The sequence below is a fragment of the Streptomyces sp. NPDC091972 genome (assembly GCF_044756385.1).
Taxonomy (GTDB): Bacteria; Actinomycetota; Actinomycetes; order Streptomycetales; family Streptomycetaceae; genus Streptomyces.
The window spans coordinates 197,896-215,825 of the sequence record NZ_JBIVSV010000016.1; the positions used below are offsets into that span (position 1 = coordinate 197,896).

The 17,930-nt window shown below is 70.8% G+C and carries 17 protein-coding genes, 1 tRNA gene and 1 pseudogene; 10 read left to right on the forward strand and 9 right to left on the reverse strand.

All coding sequences use genetic code 11. The annotated features are described in order from the left end of the window. Positions 1-57 precede the first annotated feature (57 nt). Both ACIQJT_RS36620 and ACIQJT_RS36625 read left to right on the forward strand, forming a co-directional pair. A pseudogene (locus ACIQJT_RS36620) lies at positions 58-780 on the forward strand (recombinase family protein); the annotation flags it as partial. A gap of 122 nt (positions 781-902) precedes the next feature. Then, a complete protein-coding gene (locus ACIQJT_RS36625; protein ID WP_402650023.1) occupies positions 903-1,238 on the forward strand; it encodes a recombinase zinc beta ribbon domain-containing protein in 336 nt (111 codons plus the stop codon). A 51-nt stretch (positions 1,239-1,289) separates the two neighbouring features. On the opposite strand, the gene ACIQJT_RS36630 is transcribed toward ACIQJT_RS36625, so the two are convergent. Beyond that, the gene (locus tag ACIQJT_RS36630; protein ID WP_402650012.1) at positions 1,290-2,093 is read right to left on the reverse strand and encodes an exodeoxyribonuclease III; all 804 of its coding nucleotides are present in this window, start codon (positions 2,091-2,093) and stop codon (positions 1,290-1,292) included. A 65-nt stretch (positions 2,094-2,158) separates the two neighbouring features. On the opposite strand from ACIQJT_RS36630, the gene ACIQJT_RS36635 reads away from it, so the two are divergent. After that, positions 2,159-2,635, forward strand: a complete 477-nt coding sequence (locus ACIQJT_RS36635; protein WP_365451952.1) for a GNAT family N-acetyltransferase — start codon at positions 2,159-2,161, stop codon at positions 2,633-2,635. A gap of 60 nt (positions 2,636-2,695) precedes the next feature. On the opposite strand, the gene ACIQJT_RS36640 is transcribed toward ACIQJT_RS36635, so the two are convergent. The 7 genes from ACIQJT_RS36640 to galU form a co-directional block, all read right to left on the reverse strand. Continuing rightward, positions 2,696-2,769, reverse strand: a tRNA-Ala gene (locus tag ACIQJT_RS36640). Positions 2,770-2,858: 89 nt separating this feature from the next. Further along, complete coding sequence (glpR, locus tag ACIQJT_RS36645) at positions 2,859-4,121, reverse strand: gephyrin-like molybdotransferase receptor GlpR (protein ID WP_402650013.1); 1,263 nt, start codon at positions 4,119-4,121, stop codon at positions 2,859-2,861. A gap of 195 nt (positions 4,122-4,316) precedes the next feature. Continuing rightward, positions 4,317-4,955, reverse strand: coding sequence for a GNAT family N-acetyltransferase (locus ACIQJT_RS36650; protein ID WP_078960150.1), 639 nt, complete (start codon positions 4,953-4,955; stop codon positions 4,317-4,319). Further along, entirely contained in the window at positions 4,952-5,458 is a 507-nt protein-coding gene (locus tag ACIQJT_RS36655) for a molybdenum cofactor biosynthesis protein B (RefSeq protein ID WP_402650014.1), read from the reverse strand. The genes ACIQJT_RS36650 and ACIQJT_RS36655 overlap by 4 nt, the downstream gene beginning before the upstream one ends. Further along, the gene (gene moaC / locus ACIQJT_RS36660) at positions 5,455-5,934 is read right to left on the reverse strand and encodes a cyclic pyranopterin monophosphate synthase MoaC (RefSeq protein WP_365451958.1); all 480 of its coding nucleotides are present in this window, start codon (positions 5,932-5,934) and stop codon (positions 5,455-5,457) included. Before moaC ends, ACIQJT_RS36655 begins: the two co-directional genes overlap by 4 nt. A gap of 62 nt (positions 5,935-5,996) precedes the next feature. After that, complete coding sequence (gene glp / locus ACIQJT_RS36665; protein ID WP_365451960.1) at positions 5,997-7,319, reverse strand: gephyrin-like molybdotransferase Glp; 1,323 nt, start codon at positions 7,317-7,319, stop codon at positions 5,997-5,999. Between the two features lie 4 nt (positions 7,320-7,323). After that, a complete protein-coding gene (galU, locus tag ACIQJT_RS36670; RefSeq protein WP_365451962.1) occupies positions 7,324-8,226 on the reverse strand; it encodes a UTP--glucose-1-phosphate uridylyltransferase GalU in 903 nt (300 codons plus the stop codon). A 131-nt stretch (positions 8,227-8,357) separates the two neighbouring features. On the opposite strand from galU, the gene ACIQJT_RS36675 reads away from it, so the two are divergent. Beyond that, entirely contained in the window at positions 8,358-8,942 is a 585-nt protein-coding gene (locus ACIQJT_RS36675) for a 5-formyltetrahydrofolate cyclo-ligase (protein ID WP_402650015.1), read from the forward strand. A 44-nt stretch (positions 8,943-8,986) separates the two neighbouring features. Here ACIQJT_RS36675 and ACIQJT_RS36680 read toward each other — a convergent pair whose 3' ends face one another. Further along, complete coding sequence (locus tag ACIQJT_RS36680; RefSeq protein ID WP_402650016.1) at positions 8,987-11,848, reverse strand: penicillin acylase family protein; 2,862 nt, start codon at positions 11,846-11,848, stop codon at positions 8,987-8,989. A 287-nt stretch (positions 11,849-12,135) separates the two neighbouring features. Here ACIQJT_RS36680 and ACIQJT_RS36685 point away from each other — a divergent pair, with 287 nt between their 5' ends. From ACIQJT_RS36685 to mscL, 6 genes are all read left to right on the forward strand, one after another. After that, positions 12,136-13,671 carry a potassium/proton antiporter gene (locus tag ACIQJT_RS36685; RefSeq protein WP_365451968.1) on the forward strand — a complete coding sequence of 512 codons (1,536 nt, stop codon included), beginning with the start codon at positions 12,136-12,138 and terminating at the stop codon, positions 13,669-13,671. A gap of 198 nt (positions 13,672-13,869) precedes the next feature. Further along, positions 13,870-15,138, forward strand: coding sequence for an MFS transporter (locus ACIQJT_RS36690; RefSeq protein WP_365451970.1), 1,269 nt, complete (start codon positions 13,870-13,872; stop codon positions 15,136-15,138). Between the two features lie 67 nt (positions 15,139-15,205). Then, the gene (locus ACIQJT_RS36695; RefSeq protein WP_053850269.1) at positions 15,206-15,517 is read left to right on the forward strand and encodes an FmdB family zinc ribbon protein; all 312 of its coding nucleotides are present in this window, start codon (positions 15,206-15,208) and stop codon (positions 15,515-15,517) included. A 99-nt stretch (positions 15,518-15,616) separates the two neighbouring features. After that, positions 15,617-16,450: an S-methyl-5'-thioadenosine phosphorylase gene (locus tag ACIQJT_RS36700; RefSeq protein ID WP_402650017.1), complete on the forward strand. Its 834-nt coding sequence runs from the start codon at positions 15,617-15,619 to the stop codon at positions 16,448-16,450. Positions 16,451-16,583: 133 nt separating this feature from the next. After that, on the forward strand, positions 16,584-17,222 hold the full coding sequence (locus ACIQJT_RS36705; RefSeq protein ID WP_402650024.1) for a hypothetical protein: 639 nt from the start codon (positions 16,584-16,586) through the stop codon (positions 17,220-17,222). A gap of 138 nt (positions 17,223-17,360) precedes the next feature. Then, entirely contained in the window at positions 17,361-17,834 is a 474-nt protein-coding gene (mscL, locus tag ACIQJT_RS36710) for a large conductance mechanosensitive channel protein MscL (RefSeq protein ID WP_053853294.1), read from the forward strand. Positions 17,835-17,930 lie beyond the last annotated feature (96 nt).

Sequence of the window (17,930 nt, forward strand, 5' to 3'; positions counted from 1 at the left end):
CCCGGCGGCTGTGCGACCAGCCCCGGGGTACGGCCGACACTCTCCAGGAGCGCCGACATGCCCCAGCGTAGTCTCCAACCAGGACCTCTCCCTTCCGGTCAACCCGTCAGGGCCCTCGCCGCCGTACGCCTCAGTCACCTCACCACCGCGACGACTTCGCCCGAGCGGCAGCGGTCCACCATTCACGATTGTGCCCAGCGTCTCGGCCTGGCTCTCGTCGCCGAAGCGTCGGACTTCGGCGTATCCGCACTCGTGACATCGCCGTTCGAACGGCCGTCTCTCTCCTCATGGCTGAGCCGACCTTACGAATACGAAGCCGTCGTATGGGCGCACGTGGATCGCGCGGTGCGTTCCGTGGCGCACTTGACGGAGTTGGTCGCCTGGGGACGGCAGCACGGCAGAACGCTCGTCTTCGGAATGCCGCAATCCGCTCCCCCTCTTGTTGTCACGCCCTGGGCTGACGGCTCCACGATCCAGCGATGCGTGGAACTGGCTCGCGACGCCGAACAGGAATCCCGCACCATCTCGAACCGGCTTACCAAGGGGCGCCGGGCGCCGCACCCTTCCGGCAGCGGATGGTGCCTGACTCCTGACCTCGGCACCGCCGAACTCATTCGCATGATCACGAAGAAAGTCCACGCCGGAGCCTCACTGATCGCCATCGCCCGCGAGTTGAACGCATCCGGGGTGCCGGTGCCACGCGACCGCCATGCCCAGATGCAAGGCCGCCCGATGGGCGGCCGTCACCACGGACGGGACTTCGAACGCTTCCGCTGGACCTCGGGCACCCTCTCCAAGGTGTTGCGAAGCCCTTCCCTCATGGGCCATCGCAGAAAGCCCTCCTCGCGCGTTCCAACGGCACGCGCCGCCCGAGAAGGCGGACCGCCGCACTGCTCACCGGCATCGCGCACTGCACCGGCTGCGACGGCCGCATGTACTTCGCCGCCCGTAAGGGCTATGCCTATGGCGACTACGTCTGCCGCGCGACCGCACGAGGCGAGGACTGCCCGGCCGCCGCTGCCATGCGGTCGGACTGGCTCGAAGCGTACGTGCTCGACGAGTACTGCCGGATGACGGGCGAGAACGACGCGTCCCGCGAGCGTCTCCTGGTCCAAGGCGTCCGCGTCACCGTCGCGAAGGGCCGCCCCGGAGGTGGCCCCGCACGCTACGCAGGACCGGATGTGTCCAGGTTGACCTTCACTCTCGGGCAGCGGAAGCACGTGCGACAGACCGGCTGACGGCCTGTCGGCGGTCCGGCTGAGGTGCTCCCACCCCATCCGGGCCGCATGTCACATGTCGAAGACGACCGTCACGGGAGCATGGTCCGACCACCGCTCCTCATGGCTGGCGGCCCGCTCCACGAACCCCTTGATCGCCTTGCCCGCAAGGCCCGGCGTCGCGACGGCGAGGTCGATCCTCCATCCGGAATCGTTGTCGAACGCCCGCCCCCGGTAGGACCACCACGAGTACGGGCCCGCCGCGTCCGGATGCAGGGACCGTACGACGTCGACGTAGCCGCCGTCGGACTCGTCGAACACCCGGCTCAGCCAGGCCCGCTCCTCCGGCAGGAAGCCGGAGCTCTTCTGGTTGGCGCGCCAGTTCTTGAGGTCGGCCGGCTGGTGGGCGATGTTCCAGTCGCCGCAGACGACGACTTCGCGGCCGTCGGCGGCGGCACGCTCACGCAGTCCCTTCAGATGGACGAGGAACTCGTCCATGAAGCGGACCTTCTCGTCCTGCCGCTCGGTGCCGACCTCGCCGGAGGGCAGGTAGAGGGAGGCGACGGTGACGCCGGGCAGGTCGGCCTCGACGTAGCGCCCGCTGGTGTCGAACTCGGCCGAGCCGAATCCGATCCGCACCCGGTCGGGCTCGCGGCGGGTGTAGAGGGAGACACCGGCGCGGCCCTTGGCGGCGGCCGGCGCGTGCACCACGTGCCAGCCCTCGGGGGCACGGACGCTCTCGGGCAGCTGCTCCGGCTCGGCGCGCACCTCCTGGAGGCAGAGCACGTCGGCGGAGGTCTCCGCGAGCCATTCCACGAAGCCCTTCTTCGCGGCGGCGCGCAGTCCGTTCACATTGGCGGAGGTCACAGTGAGCACCCGGGAACGATACCGGCACACTGGACCAGACCCTTTTGCGGATTTGATCATTTGTGGGGAAGCACATGCACATACGCCAGGTCTCCTTCGACCACCCGGACGCCGTGAAGCTGAACGACGAGGTACAGGCCGAGTACCACGTCCGCTACGGCGACGGCGGCGACGCCACGGTCCTGGCCCCGGAGGACTTCGAGCCGCCGAACGGCGTCTACCTGATCGCGTACGACGAGACGGACGCCCCCGTGGCCACGGGCGGCTGGCGCGCCCAGGACGCGAACGGCGAGGGCAACCTGGACGGCGACGCCGAGCTCAAGCGCATGTACGTGATCGAGGAGATGCGCGGCCGCGGTCTCGCCCGCCGCATCCTCGCCGCCCTGGAGGACCACGCCCGCGCGGCCGGCCGCACCCGCATGGTCCTGGAGACCGGCACCAAGCAGCCGGAGGCCATCGCCCTGTACACGTCGAGCGGCTACGAGCCCTGCGTGAAGTTCGGCTACTACCGCCACTACGAGGACAGCCGCTGCTTCGCGAAAGCGCTGTGAGTGGGTCGCCCACATGACAGAAGACCCGCTCCTGAATCAGGAGCGGGTCTTCATGATGCGTGGACCTGAGGGGATTTGAACCCCTGGCCCCCTCGATGCGAACGAGGTGCGCTACCGGACTGCGCCACAGGCCCTTGCAACGAGTGAAACTCTAGCATCCCCATCCGGGTGCTTGGAAATCCGTTCCGGGCTGGTCAGGGCGCGGGGATTCCGGGGCGGTGACTCACTCGTTGGCCGCGCGCGGCCGGTCGCCTACCTCGTACTGGTCGAAGAGCGGGGTGCGGCCGCGCTCGCGTGCCCGGCGGGCGGAGGCGGCGCGACGGGCGTCGGTGCGACCGTCCGCCGTGGTCCTGTCCTCCTCGTCGGCGGACCCGTCCTCCGCTCCGCCGTCCTCCGCGACGGGTGCCGTGTCCTGGCCGGACTGTTCGGGGGCCACGGCACTGGACCGGGCCGAGCTCCAGGCGTCCGGCGCGCCGAGGTCCACGTCCGCGGTGGCCCGCGGGGCGACCGGCGCGGTCACGTAGGTGGGCAGCGGCACCGGCACGGGGTCCCAGCTCTCCCCGTGTCCCGGCCTGCGCTGCCGCTCGCGCTGCTGGTCGACCCACTCGGCGTGGTCGGTCTGCTCGACGAGGGCGCGCCGGTCGGCGGCGAGTGCGGAGAGGCCGGGGTCGGTCTCGGTGCCTGGTCCCTCGTCCGGTTCGTCGGTGTCCGCGCCCGTGCTCGCGGCGGTGCGCCGGCGCGGCTGGCGGGCCCGCTCCCGCAGGTGCTGGGCGGCGGCCTCGGCCCGGCGCCGGTCCATCTGGTAGGCGAACCGGCGGCGTTCCTGGGAGCGCAGGTAGGCGATGTACGCGCTGAGCATCACCGCGGGGACGCCGGGCGCCCACAGGAAGGCGAGTCCTCCGACGGCGGCGACGATCGCGCCGAGGGTGAAGGCGAGGAAGAGCAGCACCGTCGTACGCCGTCGGCGTGCGAGCACCTTGGTGCGCCGGGCGCGTGCCGCGGCGGCTTCCGCGGCGGCCGTGCGCCGGGCGGCGGACGCGGGCGCCTGCTTGCGCGTCGGTGCGCCGCCGGGTTCGGGCGCGGGGGCGTTCGTTTTCGCGCGTGCCGGGTCGCCGTGTCCTGTTTCCCGCTCGGCTTCCCGCGCGGGTTCGCGCGTCGCCTCCCGGCGCTCGGATGCCGGCGGCTGGACCGTCGCCTGGGTCTGCGGACGGGTCGGAGGCATGGCGAAGGCCCGGACGTCCACCGACTCGGTGACGACATCCGGTTCGTCGGCGTCGTGCTCCCCCTCGTCGGCGGAGCGCGCGCGCAGGTCCCTGGCGTACCGACGCTCCATGCCCGCCCGTCCGGACAGCAACCGGATGGCGGTGCTGAAGCGTTCCGTCGGACGGGCCTCGTTCAGCTCGTCCTGCCTACGGAGCCACATCGGCACCAAGTAGGCGGCCCAGGCCCCGACAATGACTGCGTAGATGAGGCCGCTGCTGCTCACGCCTCACACGGTAGAGGGGTTTGCGTGAGGCCATCTGCCAATTGCGCCGGTGTGTCGCACGATCTGGCTGATATTTCGAGCTTTTTTTGTGACCGATCCGATCAGCAGGCCGCCTCAGTCGCGAATTCAATGCCCCGAGACGGTCATGCACCGATCATTTTCGAACACTTATTCAATTCCTGGTGCGGCGAACGCCTATGCGGGATTGTCGTGGGGCGTACTGCGGGAGCGTGCCCGCTGCCAGCGCCGGAGCAACCCGTCGGGTACCTCTTCCGCGGTGAGCGCGAACACGAGATGGTCCCGCCAGGCGCCGTCGATGTGGAGATAGCGCGGCCGCAGACCCTCCTCGCGGAATCCGAGTTTCTCCACGACCCGTCGGCTCGGCACGTTCTCGGGGCGAATGCAGACCTCGATGCGGTGCAGACCGACCGTGCGGAAACAGTGGTCCACGACAAGTGCCACGGCGGTCGGCATCACGCCGCGCCCGGCCACCGACTGGTCCACCCAGTAACCGACGTGCCCCGAGCACATCGAGCCCCAGGTGATCCCGGCGACCGTCAACTGCCCGACCAACTGGCCCCGGTACTCGATGACGAACGGCAGCATCCGCCCGGCGTTCGCCTCGGACCTCAGGTGCCGGACCATCTGACGGTAGGTCGGCCGGTGCGCGATCGGGCCGCTGGGGGTGGGCGGCGGAATGGTCGCCTCCCAGGGGCGCAGCCAGTCCCGGTTGCGCCGGTTGACCTCGCGCCAGACCCGCTGGTCGCGCATCTTTATCGGCCTCAGGACGACGTCGCCGTCCGCCAGTACGACGGGCCATGACGGGCTGTTCAGCTCGCACCCCCACTGCCGGCACCGGGTCCGGGGTGGTCGCCGCCGCGGATCTGGTCGACGGCGTGGACCAACAGGGGCTCCAGGACCGCCAGTCCGTCCTTGACCCCGCCACTGGAACCCGGCAGGTTGACGATCAGCGTGCGTCCCGCCACCCCGGCCAGGCCCCGGGAGAGCGCGGCGGTCGGCACCTTGTCCCGTCCGAACGCCCGGATGGCCTCCGCGATGCCCGGCACCTCGTGGTCGATCACCGCGCGGGTGGCCTCGGGGGTGCGGTCGGTGGGCGAGATGCCGGTGCCGCCGGTGGTGACGATCACGTCGTAGGCCGCCTCCACGCCCGCGCGCAGGGCGGCTTCCACGGGGTCGCCGTCGGGGACGACCTGCGGGCCGTCCACCGCGAAACCGAAGCGCTTCAGGCCGTCGGCGACCAGCGGGCCGCCCTTGTCCTCGTAGACCCCGGCGGCGGCCCGGTTGGAGGCGGTCACGACAAGAGCCCGGTATGTCATGCCCGGCTCCAGTCGCCCGACTTGCCGCCCGTCTTCTCCTCGACCCGTACGTCCGTGATGACCGCTCCCTTGTCGACCGCCTTGACCATGTCGATCACGGTGAGCGCGGCGACGGAGACCGCGGTGAGGGCCTCCATCTCGACACCCGTGCGGTCCGTGGTCCTCACGGTGGCGAGGATCTCCACGGCGTCGTCCGCGACCGACAGATCCAGTTTCACACCCGACACCGACAACGGGTGGCACAGCGGGATGAGGTCCGGGGTGCGCTTGGCGCCCATGATGCCCGCGATCCGCGCGGTGGCCAGGGCGTCGCCCTTGGGGACGCCCTCGCCGCGCAGCAGCTCGATCACCCGGGGCGAGACGAGCACGCGCCCGCTCGCGCGCGCGGTGCGTGCGGTGACGTCCTTGCCGGAGACATCGACCATGCGGGCGGCTCCCGCCTCGTCGATGTGCGTCAGTCGGTCCTGCGTACTCATGGTTGTGCGGCGCTCCCGGTCCGGCCTGTTGTGCGCGACACGGTACCGCCAACCTGGGGTGGTCAGCCGAGCAGGACCACTTCGACCTCGGTGCCGGGCTCGACGGTCTGCACGTCCTCCGGTACGACGATCAGCGCGTCGGCCTGCGCGAGGGCGGCCACCAGATGGGACCCGGCGCCGCCGACCGGGGTCACGGACCCGTCGGCGTAGGTGCCGCGCAGGAACTGCCGGCGGCCCTTGGGGGAGCTCAGCGCCTTGCTCGCGGTCAGGGTGGCCCGGGTGCGCGGGCGGTGGACGTCGTCGAGGCCCATGAGGGTGCGGATCGCCGGGCGGACGAACAGTTCGAAGGAGACGTACGACGACACCGGGTTGCCGGGCAGGGCGAGCAGCGGGGTGTGGTCGGGGCCGATGGAGCCGAAGCCCTGGGGCTTGCCGGGCTGCATGGCGAGCTTGCGGAAGTCGACGCCGGCCCCCGGCTCGTCCTCGTCGCCGACCGAGGACAGAGCCTCCTTGACGACGTCGTACGCCCCGACGCTGACGCCGCCCGTGGTGACCATGAGGTCGGCGCGCACGAGCTGGTCCTCGATGGTGGAGCGCAGGGTCTCGGCGTCGTCGGCGACGGCGCCCACCCGGTAGGCGATGGCACCCGCGTCCCGGGCGGCCGCGGTGAGGGCGAAGCTGTTGGAGTCGTAGATCTGGCCGGTGCCGAGGCTCTCGTCGGGCTGGACGAGCTCGCTGCCGGTGGACATGACGACCACGCGCGGGCGCGGGCGCACGCGTACGGTGCCGCGGCCGATGGCGGCGAGCAGGGCGATCTGGGGCGGGCCGAGGACGGTCCCGGCGTCCAGGGCGCGGTCGCCGGCCCGGACGTCGCTGCCCTGGGCGCGCACATGGGCGCGTGCCTCGGCGGGCCGGTACACGTGCACGTGCCCCTCGGCGCCCTCGGGGGCGAGGCTGCGGGCGCGCATCCCGCTGACCGGGCCCTCACCGAGGCCTCCGTCGGTCCACTCGACGGGGACGACGGTCTCGGCGCCGGGCGGCAGCGGGGCGCCGGTCATGATGCGGGCGGCCTGCCCGGGGCCGACGTGCAGCAGCTCGGCCTGGCCCGCGGCCACGTCCCCGACGACGTCGAGGACGGCCGGGAACTCCTCGCTCGCGCCCGCCACGTCCGCGACCCGTACCGCGTACCCGTCCATGGAGCTGTTGTCGAACGGCGGGAGGGACACCGGGACGGTGACGTCCTCGACCAGCACGCAGCCCTGGGCGTCGAGCAGTTGCAGCTCGATGGGCTCCAGGGGGCGGACGGTCGCGAGGATGTCCTCCAGGTGTTCGTCCACCGACCACAGGTGGTCCTGGTCGGCAGGGCGGGGCGCGACGCTGCTCAAATGCCTACATCTCCTCGGCTACGTAACTGCGAAGCCAGGCCCGGAAGTCCGGGCCCAGGTCTTCACGTTCGCACGCGAGTCTGACAATGGCACGCAGATAGTCGCCGCGGTCCCCGGTGTCATAGCGGCGGCCCTTGAAGACGACGCCGTGCACCGGGCCGCCGACCTTCTCGTCCTGGGCGAGCTGCTGGAGGGCGTCGGTGAGCTGGATCTCGTTGCCCCGGCCCGGCTCGGTCTTGCGGAGTATGTCGAAGATGTGCGGGTCGAGGACGTAGCGGCCGATGACCGCGTAGTTCGACGGGGCGTCGGCGGGGTCCGGCTTCTCGACGAGGCCGCTCACCCTGACGACGTCGCTGTCCTCGGTCTCCTCGACGACGGCACAGCCGTAGAGGTGGATCTGCTCGGGGGCGACCTCCATCAGCGCGATGACGCTGCCGCCGTGCTGCTCCTGCACCTCGATCATGCGCTGGAGCAGGGGGTCGCGGGCGTCGATCAGGTCGTCGCCGAGGAGGACCGCGAAGGGCTCGTGGCCCACGTGGGGGGCCGCGCACAGGACCGCGTGGCCGAGGCCGCGCGGGTCGCCCTGGCGGACGTAGTGCATGGTGGCGAGGTCGCTGGACTCCTGGACCTTGGCGAGCCGGCCGGCGTCGCCCTTCTTCTGGAGGGCGGACTCCAGCTCGTAGTTGCGGTCGAAGTGGTCCTCAAGAGGGCGCTTGTTGCGTCCCGTGATCATGAGGACGTCGTCGAGGCCCGCGGAGACGGCCTCCTCGACCACGTACTGGATCGCCGGCTTGTCGACCACCGGCAGCATCTCCTTGGGAGTGGCCTTGGTGGCCGGCAGGAAGCGGGTGCCGAGCCCTGCTGCCGGAATGACAGCCTTGCTGATCCGAGGGTGCGACTGAGTCATGTCCGCACCCTATCCGGTGCCTTTGCCTGGAATCTGAGGCTCCGGTTAATAAGCTCTTATATGAGCGTATTGGAAGGGTACGGGTGCAGAGTTTGAGTCATGTCGGACGTCCCGCCGAGCCTGACAAGCGAATGTTGCGACGAGAGTACCTGGCGGTGAGGAACAGGTTGACGGCCGATGACGTGCGGGAAGCGGCCTCCGCGCTGGCCGGCCGGGCCCTGGGGCTGCCCGAGCTGGCGCGTGCGCGCACGGTGGCGGCGTACGTCTCCGTGGGGAGCGAACCCGGCACGCTCACGCTCCTGGACGCGCTGCGCGAGCGGGGCGTGCGCGTCCTGCTCCCGGTGCTCATGCCGGACAACGACCTGGACTGGGGCGCCTACACCGGCGAGGGCTCTCTCGCGCGCGTGCAACACGGCGGAAAAATGGCCCTCTTCGAACCCTCCGGCGAACGCCTCGGCCCGGACGCCGTGACCGGCGCCGACGTGGTGCTGCTGCCCGGCCTCGCGGTGGACGGGCGCGGGATGCGCCTGGGGCGCGGCGGAGGGTCGTACGACCGGGTGCTCGCGCGCCTGGAGCGCGCGGGCGCACGACCGGCGCTGGTGGTCCTCCTGTACGACTCCGAGGTCGTCGCGCAGGTCCCGGCGGAGGCGCACGACCGGCCCGTGCACGTGGTGGTCACGCCCTCCGGCGTGACCCGCTTCCAGGACCCGGAATGAGGAAGGGCCCCTCCACGCGCGCGTGGAGGGGCCCTTCGTCGGCCCTACGGCTTCAGGACCAGGGTGTCGGACGTGCTCTCGTCGACGGCCTTGTCCGAGAAGGACCAGTCCAGCAGCTCGCCCTTGACCCACTTGCCGGTCTGGTCGGTGTAGTGCGCGCTGTAGGCGTGCCCTGAGGCGCCGGTGAGGTTGATCCACTTCGACTTGTCGAGGTCGCCGAGGTTGACCACCATCCGCATCGACGGCACCCAGACGACGCCGTAGCCGCCCGCCGCGTTCCAGCCGGTCGCGTTGACCGTTGCCTCGCCGCCGCTGAGCTTCCACGGGCCGCGGTTGAGCATGTACTTGAGGAAGCCGGGCCCCTCCATGCCGAGGGTCTGGTTCTTCAGGAACAGGCGGTGCAGCCGGCCCCAGCTCCAGGTGTCGATGTCCTTGCCGAGCTTGGCGGTCAGCTCCCAGCGGGCGTCGATCATGGCGCGCTTGAACAGCTCGTCGCGGTTGTCGGCCTTGGGACGGTCGCCGACGCCGGCCGGGGTCTTCCACCAGTCGCTGTTCTCGTCGTCCATGAGCTTGCGCACGACCTCGAACCAGCGGTCGCCGCCGTCGGGCTGCGCCTGGTCGGCGTCGCGCTGGCCGCACTCGCGGACCTTGTCCGTCTCGTCCGCGGGGCCGGTGGTGTTGACCGGGTCGACCCACAGGCACTGGCCCTTGACCCGCAGCTCCTTGGGCAGCTTGTTGCCGAAGGCGAGCTTGAGGATGTTGCGCCAGACGGCGTTGAAGTAGGCGGCCGCGGCCGAGTCGGCGTCCTGGGTGTAGTCCCAGCCCTCCAGCAGCTCCTGCGCCTGCCGGACGTCCTTGTCCTCGACGTCGATCTTCAGCAGCTTCGGCACGAGCAGCTTGGCGATCTCGCTGCTGTTGTCGAGCTGCATCTGGCGCATGTCGTCGGTGGAGATCTTACCGCCGCCCTTGATCTTCTGTTCGATCAGGTCGGTGATGCGCTGGCTGCGGGTGCCGTAACCCCAGTCCGTGGTGAGCGTGTAGGGGTACTTGTCCTTGTCGATCACGGCCTGGTTGGCGGTGACGATGAAGCCGCGCTCCGGGTTGTACTCGTAGGGCAGCTCGTCCTGCTCGATGTACTTGCCGGTCCACGCGTACTTGGGGTCCCAGCCCGGGGCCGGGACGGCGCCGGTGGCGCCCTTCGCGCGGATCGGGATGCGGCCGGGCAGCGTGTAGCCGATGTTCTCGGCGTCGGCGTAGACGAGGTTCTGCGAGGGCACGTCGAACAGGGCGGCCGCCGCGCGGAACTCGCTCCAGTTCGACGCCTTGTCCATCGCGAACACGGCGTCCATGGTGGTGCCGGGGTCGAGCGCGGTCCAGCGCAGGGCGACGCCGTAGCCGTCGCCGCGGTCGGGGGCCGCGTTGTCGACGGTGGCCTTCTTGCCGACCTTCACGAGCTCGTCGTAGCGGTCGGACAGCAGGGGGCCGTTGTTCGTCTCGCGGACGACGATCTTCTTGGGCGCGCCGCCGGCGACCTTGATGGTCTCCTCGCGCGTGGTGAAGGGCTTGGTCCTGCCGTCGTAGAGGTAGCCGTCGCCGGAGAGCTTCTCCAGGTAGAGGTCGGTGACGTCGACGCCGGAGTTGGTCATGCCCCAGGCGATCTTCGCGTTGTGGCCGATGACCACGCCGGGCATGCCCGCGAAGGTGTAGCCGGAGACGTCGTACTGGCACTTGCTGGAGACGGTCCGGCAGTGCAGGCCCATCTGGTACCAGACGGACGGCAGCGAGGCGGACAGATGCGGGTCGTTGGCGAGCAGGGGCTTGCCGGTGATGGTGTGCGAGCCCGCGACGACCCAGGAGTTGGAGCCGATGCCCTGGCCGTTGACGCCCACGGCCGTGGGGACGTCGTCCAGGACCTCGTAGAGGCCCGAGAGCTGGCTCTGGAGGGCCGAGGCGGCCGAGGACGAGGCCGAGGCCGTGGTGCCGCCCGCGGACGTTCCGGTGCCGCCTGTGCCGCCCGCGGACGTTCCCGTGCCGCCCGTGCCGCTCGTGCCGCTCGTGCCGCTCGTGCCGCTCGTCGACGTGCCCGTGCCAGACAGGCCGTTGTCCTCGGAGCTGCCGTTCTGCTGGAAGGTCTGGGTCAGCTCGTCGTACTGGCCCTCCTGGACGATCGCCTGGTTCCGGCTGTACGGGTAGTCGGGGTACAGGTCGGCGACCTGCTTCGGGCCGAGGCGGCTGGTCATCAGGGCGCGGTCGATCTCGTCCTGCATGTTGCCGCGCAGGTCCCAGGCCATCGCCTTGAGCCACGCCACCGAGTCGACCGGGGTCCACTTCTCCGGCTTGTAGTCGTTCTCGAAGCCGAGCGCCGCGTACTCCAGGGAGATCTCCTTGCCGTCCTTGCCCTGGAGGTAGGCGTTGACTCCCTTGGCGTAGGCCTGGAGGTACTTCTTGGTGGAGGCCGACAGCTTGGTGTCGTACTCCTTCTTCGCGACCCGGTCCCAGCCCAGTGTGCGCAGGAACTCGTCGTCCTTGACCTGGCCCTTGCCGAACATCTCCGACAGGCGCCCGGAGGTCATGTGCCGGCGCACGTCCATCTCGTAGAACCGGTCCTGCGCCTGGACGTAGCCCTGCGCCATGAACAGGTCCTCGTCGGAGGAGGCGTAGATCTGCGGGATGCCGTAACCGTCGCGCTTGACGTCCACGGGGCCCGACAGGCCCTCGAGCTCGATGGAGCCCTTGGTCTGCGGGAAGGACGCGCGGACGGTGCTCACCGTCCAGTACCCGCCGAAGGCGACCGCGCCGATGACGGCCAGTACGAGCACGAGAACGACCAGGCGGGCTCTGCGCCCCTTCTTCCTGCCGGACTTGCCGGGCTGCTGACCCGATGAGGCGGTGGTGGTGGGGGGCATCGCTGTCCTTGCTGTCCTAACGCGAGCGGCAGGGCGGGCTGTGCTTGCGGCGGGGAGCCTGCGTCATCTCCCCGGGCGGGCGCGCGACGCAGGCTCTGCGCGCTGGAGCAACCATAGGCGCAGGGCCCGGGCCGACTTGACGCGGAGTCGGGAACGAAGGCGGACGAGCGTTCGATCTCGCCTCGCGGAGCGTCAAGAAATCGTCAAGAGTTAGGTAAGGTAACGAAGTACTTGGGTGCGAAGCCCCACCGCCTCGTGTCCTATGTACGTGAGCTCACGCACGCGTGATGCGGGTGAGCCAGGGAAGGGAACGGCCGCTGACTGTCCACCACCTCAACCAGCTCCTGCTCGTCTGCTCGCTCGTCCTGCTCGTCGCCGTGGCAGCGGTCCGGATCTCCTCGCGCAGCGGGCTCCCCAGCCTGCTCGTGTACCTGGGGATCGGCATCGCCATGGGCCAGGACGGCATCGGCGACATCCACTTCGACAACGCCGAACTGACCCAGGTCATCGGGTACGCGGCCCTGGTCGTGATCCTGGCCGAGGGCGGACTCGGCACGAAGTGGAAGGAGATCAAGCCGGCTCTGCCGGCCGCCACCGCGCTGGCGCTGGGCGGGGTCGCGGTGAGCGTCGGGGTGACGGCGACGGCCGCGCACTACCTGATCGGCCTCGAGTGGCGCCAGGCGCTCATCATCGGCGCGGTCGTCTCCTCGACGGACGCGGCGGCGGTCTTCTCGGTGCTGCGCAAGATCCCCCTCCCCGCCCGCGTGACGGGCACGCTGGAGGCCGAGTCGGGCTTCAACGACGCCCCGGTGGTCATCCTGGTGGTCGCCTTCTCCCAGACCGGTCCGATCGAGCACTGGTACACGCTGATCGCCGAGATAGTCCTGGAGCTGGCCATCGGTGCCGCCATCGGCATCGCGGTGGGCTGGCTGGGCTCCTGGGGCCTCCGGCACGTCGCCCTGCCCGCCTCCGGCCTCTACCCGATCGCGGTCATGGCGATCGCCGTCACCGCCTACGCGGCGGGCGCGCTGGCGCACGGCAGCGGATTCCTCGCCGTCTATCTGGCCTCCATGGCGATGGGCAACGCCAAGCTGCCGCACTGGCCCGCCACCCGCGGTTTCGCCGACGGACTCGGCTGGATCGCCCAGATCGGCATGTTCGTGCTGCTCGGCCTGCTGGTCACCCCGCACGAACTGGGCGACGACGTCCTGCCCGGGCTCGTCATAGGGCTGGTGCTGACCATGGTGGCCCGCCCGCTGAGCGTCGTGCTGTGCCTGACGCCGTTCCGGGTGCCGTGGCAGGAGCAGACCCTGATGTCCTGGGCGGGACTGCGCGGCGCCGTCCCCATCATCCTGGCGACGATCCCCATGGTGAGCGGCGTCGAGGGCAGCCGTCGCGTCTTCAACATCGTCTTCGTCCTGGTCGTCGTCTACACCCTCGTGCAAGGCCCGACCCTGCCCTGGCTGGCGCGCACGCTGCGCCTGGGCGGCGACTCCGAGGCCGCCGACCTCGGGATCGAGTCGGCACCCCTGGAGCGGCTGCGCGGGCACCTGCTGTCCGTCGCGATCCCCGCGGGGTCCCGGATGCACGGCGTCGAGGTCAACGAGCTGCGGCTGCCGGCCGGAGCGGCGGTCACCCTGGTCGTCCGCGACGAGAAATCGTTCGTTCCGCTGCCCACCACCGTGCTGCGGCGCGGGGACGAACTGCTCGTCGTCGCCACCGACCCGGTCCGCGACGCCGCCGAACGACGGCTGCGCGCGGTGGGTCACGGCGGCAAGCTGGCCGACTGGCTGGGCACGGGCGGGGACGACGGCACACGTTAAGGGTGTGTTACGCGCCCCCTGTACGATGGTCACCGACCCCTGATCGAACCAACTCTGCCTGACGCAGAGCTGGCGCGACCGTATGGCGGCCGGGACGTCCCTGAGAGCGGTCCTCGGCATCTACCGCAGTCCGCGCAAGAGGACAGCTCTCGGCGCCCCCGCACAGGCGCGCTACCAGGCGGCAGAAAGGCACGGGCCGTGGCATCCACGGTCACCTCCTCCCGCCCGGGATACGGACAGCTGCTGCGCACCCGCGGCGCCTGGACGTTCCTGCTCCCCGGCTTCGCGGCACGCCAGCCGTTCGCGATGCTCACCCTCTCCCTGGTGCTGCTCGTGCAGCACACCACCGGCTCCTACGGCGCGGCGGGCGCCGTCGCGGCCGTCACCGGCGTCTCCATGGCGCTGTTCGCGCCCTGGAGCGGCCGTCTCGCGGACCGCCACGGGCAGCGCGCGGTACTGATCCCCGGCGTCCTGGTGCACACCCTGGCGGGCCTGTCGCTGACGGGTCTCGCCCTCGCGCACGCGCCCCTGTGGGCGTTGTTCGCCGCGGCCGTGCCCACCGGCGCCTCGGTGCCGCAGATCGGGCCCATGGTGCGCGCCCGCTGGGGCGTCAAGCTCCAGGACTCCCCCCTGATGACCACGGCGGCCGCCTTCGAGTCCGTCACGGACGAGCTGACCTTCGTCTTCGGCCCGCTGCTGGCCACCGCCCTGTGCACCGCCGTCCACCCCGCGGCGGGCCTGCTGACGGAGGCGTCGCTGACGCTGCTGGGCGGCCTGCTGTTCGCCGCGCAGAAGAGCACCCAGCCCACGGTCACCGCGACCGCCGGGCACGCACGCGTGGCGCACGCCTCGGCGCTGCGGGTCCCCGGGGTGCGGGTCCTGATCGTGACCTTCCTCGGCATCGGTTCCGTCTTCGGCGGCATGCAGGTCTCGCTGGCCGCGTTCAGCGAGTCGATCGGCGAGCCCGGCCTGAACGGCGTCCTGTACGGCGTCTTCGCCGCGGGCAACATGCTCTCCGGCCTGGTCTGCGGAGCCGTCGCGTGGAAGGTGGCCCCGCAGCGGCGCCTGCTCGTCGGCTACGCGGCCCTCGCGCTGACGGCCTCCGGCCTGTGGGCCGCGCACTCGGTGCTCGTCCTGGCCGGCCTCGGCCTCCTGGTCGGCATGTGCATCGCGCCCGCGCTGGTCACCGGCTACACCCTGGTCGAGGACCTGGTCCCGGCCGGCGCCCGCACCGAGGCCTTCACCTGGCTGACCGGAGCGGTGGCGCTCGGCCAGGCGGCCGCCGTCACGATCGCCGGGCAGCTGGAGGACCGCTTCTGGGGCGGCGCCGGGTTCCTGGTGCCGATGGGCGGCACCCTGCTGGCCCTGGCGACCCTGGTGGCGCTGCGTTCACGCCTCGCGGCACGGCCCGGCGGCCGGACGGTCGCACGTGGCATGGGTCACCGAGTGCCGGTGGCAGTGGACTGATCCCCGGGAATACGTCACTATGGACCTTCGTTAGCACTCATTGAGTGAGAGTGCCAGGAGGAAGACAGTGCCCACCTACCAGTACCAGTGCACCGAGTGCGGCGAGGGCCTCGAGGCGGTGCAGAAGTTCACCGACGACGCTCTGACCGTGTGCCCCAACTGCCAGGGCCGCCTCAAGAAGGTGTTCTCCGCGGTCGGCATCGTCTTCAAGGGCTCCGGTTTCTACCGCAACGACAGCCGCGGCTCCTCGTCGAGCAGCTCGCCGGCGTCGTCGAAGCCGTCGACGTCCACCTCGTCGTCGTCCGAGTCGAAGTCGTCCTCCTCGGACGCGAAGTCGTCGAGCTCGGGCACCTCGTCCAGCAGCAGCTCCGCCGCATAGGTCTCACTTGCAGGACCCTGCCGTCACAGGACGGCAGGGTCTTCGGCGTTTCCCGAGCCCGGCGGCCGCGGGTTTCCGGGGCCGGATACTGTGCTGGTCATGGCGAACGCAGAGATCGGCGTAATCGGCGGCTCGGGCTTCTACTCGTTCCTCGACGACGTGACCGAGGTCCAGGTGGACACCCCCTACGGTCCGCCCAGCGACTCCCTCTTCCTCGGCGAGGTCGCCGGCCGGCGGGTGGCGTTCCTGCCCCGGCACGGGCGCGGCCACCATCTGCCGCCCCACCGGATCAATTACCGCGCCAATCTGTGGGCGCTCAGGTCGGTGGGCGCACGGCAGGTCCTGGGGCCGTGTGCGGTCGGCGGGCTGCGCCCCGAGTACGGACCGGGCACGCTGCTCGTGCCGGACCAGCTGGTCGACCGCACCAAGTCCCGGGCGGGTACGTATTTCGACGGGCTGCCGCTGCCGGACGGTGCCGTACCGAACGTGGTGCATGTGTCGCTGGCCGACCCGTACTGCCCCGTCGGGCGGGCGGCCGCGCTGAAGGCGGCCCGCGGGCGGGACTGGGAGGCCGTGGACGGCGGCACGCTGGTCGTGGTCGAGGGGCCCCGGTTCTCGACCCGCGCCGAGTCGCTGTGGCACCAGGCGCAGGGCTGGTCGGTGGTGGGCATGACCGGCCACCCCGAGGCGTCCCTCGCCCGTGAACTGGAGCTCTGCTACACCTCGTTGACCCTGGTCACCGACCTCGACGCGGGCGCCGAGACCGGTGAGGGCGTCTCGCACGACGAGGTGCTGCGGGTGTTCGCAGCGAACGTGGACCGGCTGCGGGGCGTGCTGTTCGACGCGGTGGCGGCGCTGCCCGCCAACGGGGAGCGGGACTGCCTGTGCGCGAACGCGCTGGGCGGGATGCACCCGGGGTTCGAACTGCCCTAGCGCGGGCGGAAGTTCTCGTTCGGGTGACGGAGTTCTCCACAACCGGGCGGTGGTCCACCGGCCTCGGCGAGATCCGGCGCGAAGCCTCATCGTGGCAGCGCAAGCCGATGTCCCGTCGCTGGTGGTGGTCCTCATGTCCTTCGCTCCGTCGTCGTCTTCCTTCGCTCCGTCCTCGTCTTCTCTCGTTCCGTCCGCGTCTTCCTTCGTCCCGTCCTCGTCTCCCTTGGCTCCGTCCTCGTCTCCCTTCGATCCGGGTCCGCCCGGCGCCGACGCTCCCCCGATCTGCGAGGTCCCGCACTTCGCACCAGTGCGGGTGCGCGGCGGACAGCACCGGCTACGGCGCTTCGTACGGCACCGGAGGGGTGCCGTGGCGCTCGGCCTGGCCGTCACCGCGGCCGCGCTGGTGGCGGCGGGCCCGCGGGGCGACCACGCGGCGCGGGACGAGGAGGGGGCGCGAGGGCATCCGGCGACCGGGCCCGTGCGCGCGCACCGGGCCGTGGCGGCGGTGTCGGCGCCGGTGCGGATCGCCGACGGAGCCACGGTCCGGCTGCTGCGGCCCGGGGACCGGGTGGACGTCATCGCCGCCGAGGAGTCGGCGCTGGGCGGGGACGCCCGGGTGGTCGCGCGCGGGGCAAGGGTGACGCGGGTACCGGAGCAGCCGGACGGAGTGAGCGAGGGCGGGGCACTGGTCGTGCTCTCGGTGCCGCGGGCGACGGCGGCCCGCCTCGCGGGCGCGAGCACCACGGCACGGCTGGCGGTGACGCTGTGTTGAGCCGTGTGATCCGCCTGTTGCGGGGACGGGTGTCAAGTCCCCCTTTGGAGCTACCCGATTGGACAGGGTCACCTCGCGTTGACGTAGGTTGCGGAGCTGTTTGTTCCACAACCTGTGCGTGCGAGAAGAGGCCTCTGGGTGAGCGAGAAGAAGCCGAGCGTCTGGGAGGGCTTCAAGGCCTTCCTGATGCGCGGGAACGTCGTCGATCTGGCAGTCGCGGTGGTCATCGGCGCCGCCTTCACCAACATCGTCAACTCGGTGGTGAAGGGGATCATCAACCCGCTGGTGGGGGCGATCGGCACCAAGAACCTCGACAGCTACAGCTCGTGTCTGCGGGACCCGTGCAAGGTCACGGCGGACGGCACCGTGGTGAGCGGCATCCCGATCCGGTGGGGCTCGGTGCTCGGCGCCACGCTCACCTTCCTGATCACAGCGGCCGTCGTCTACTTCCTGATGGTGCTGCCGATGTCGAAGTACCTGGCCCGGGTGGAGGCCCGCCGGAAGGCGAAGGAGGGGACGCACGAGGTCATCGAGGTGACCGAGCTGGAGGTCCTCAAGGAGATCCGCGACGCCCTGGTCGCCCAGCGGGGCTCGGGCCACGACGGGCGCTAGCTGTATTGATCACGAGCGTTGTTAACGCCGCCAGGGCTTGATCATGGCGAAGACCTCCGGTGTGGTGGAGCTGTCTAGGACTGCACCGCACGGAGG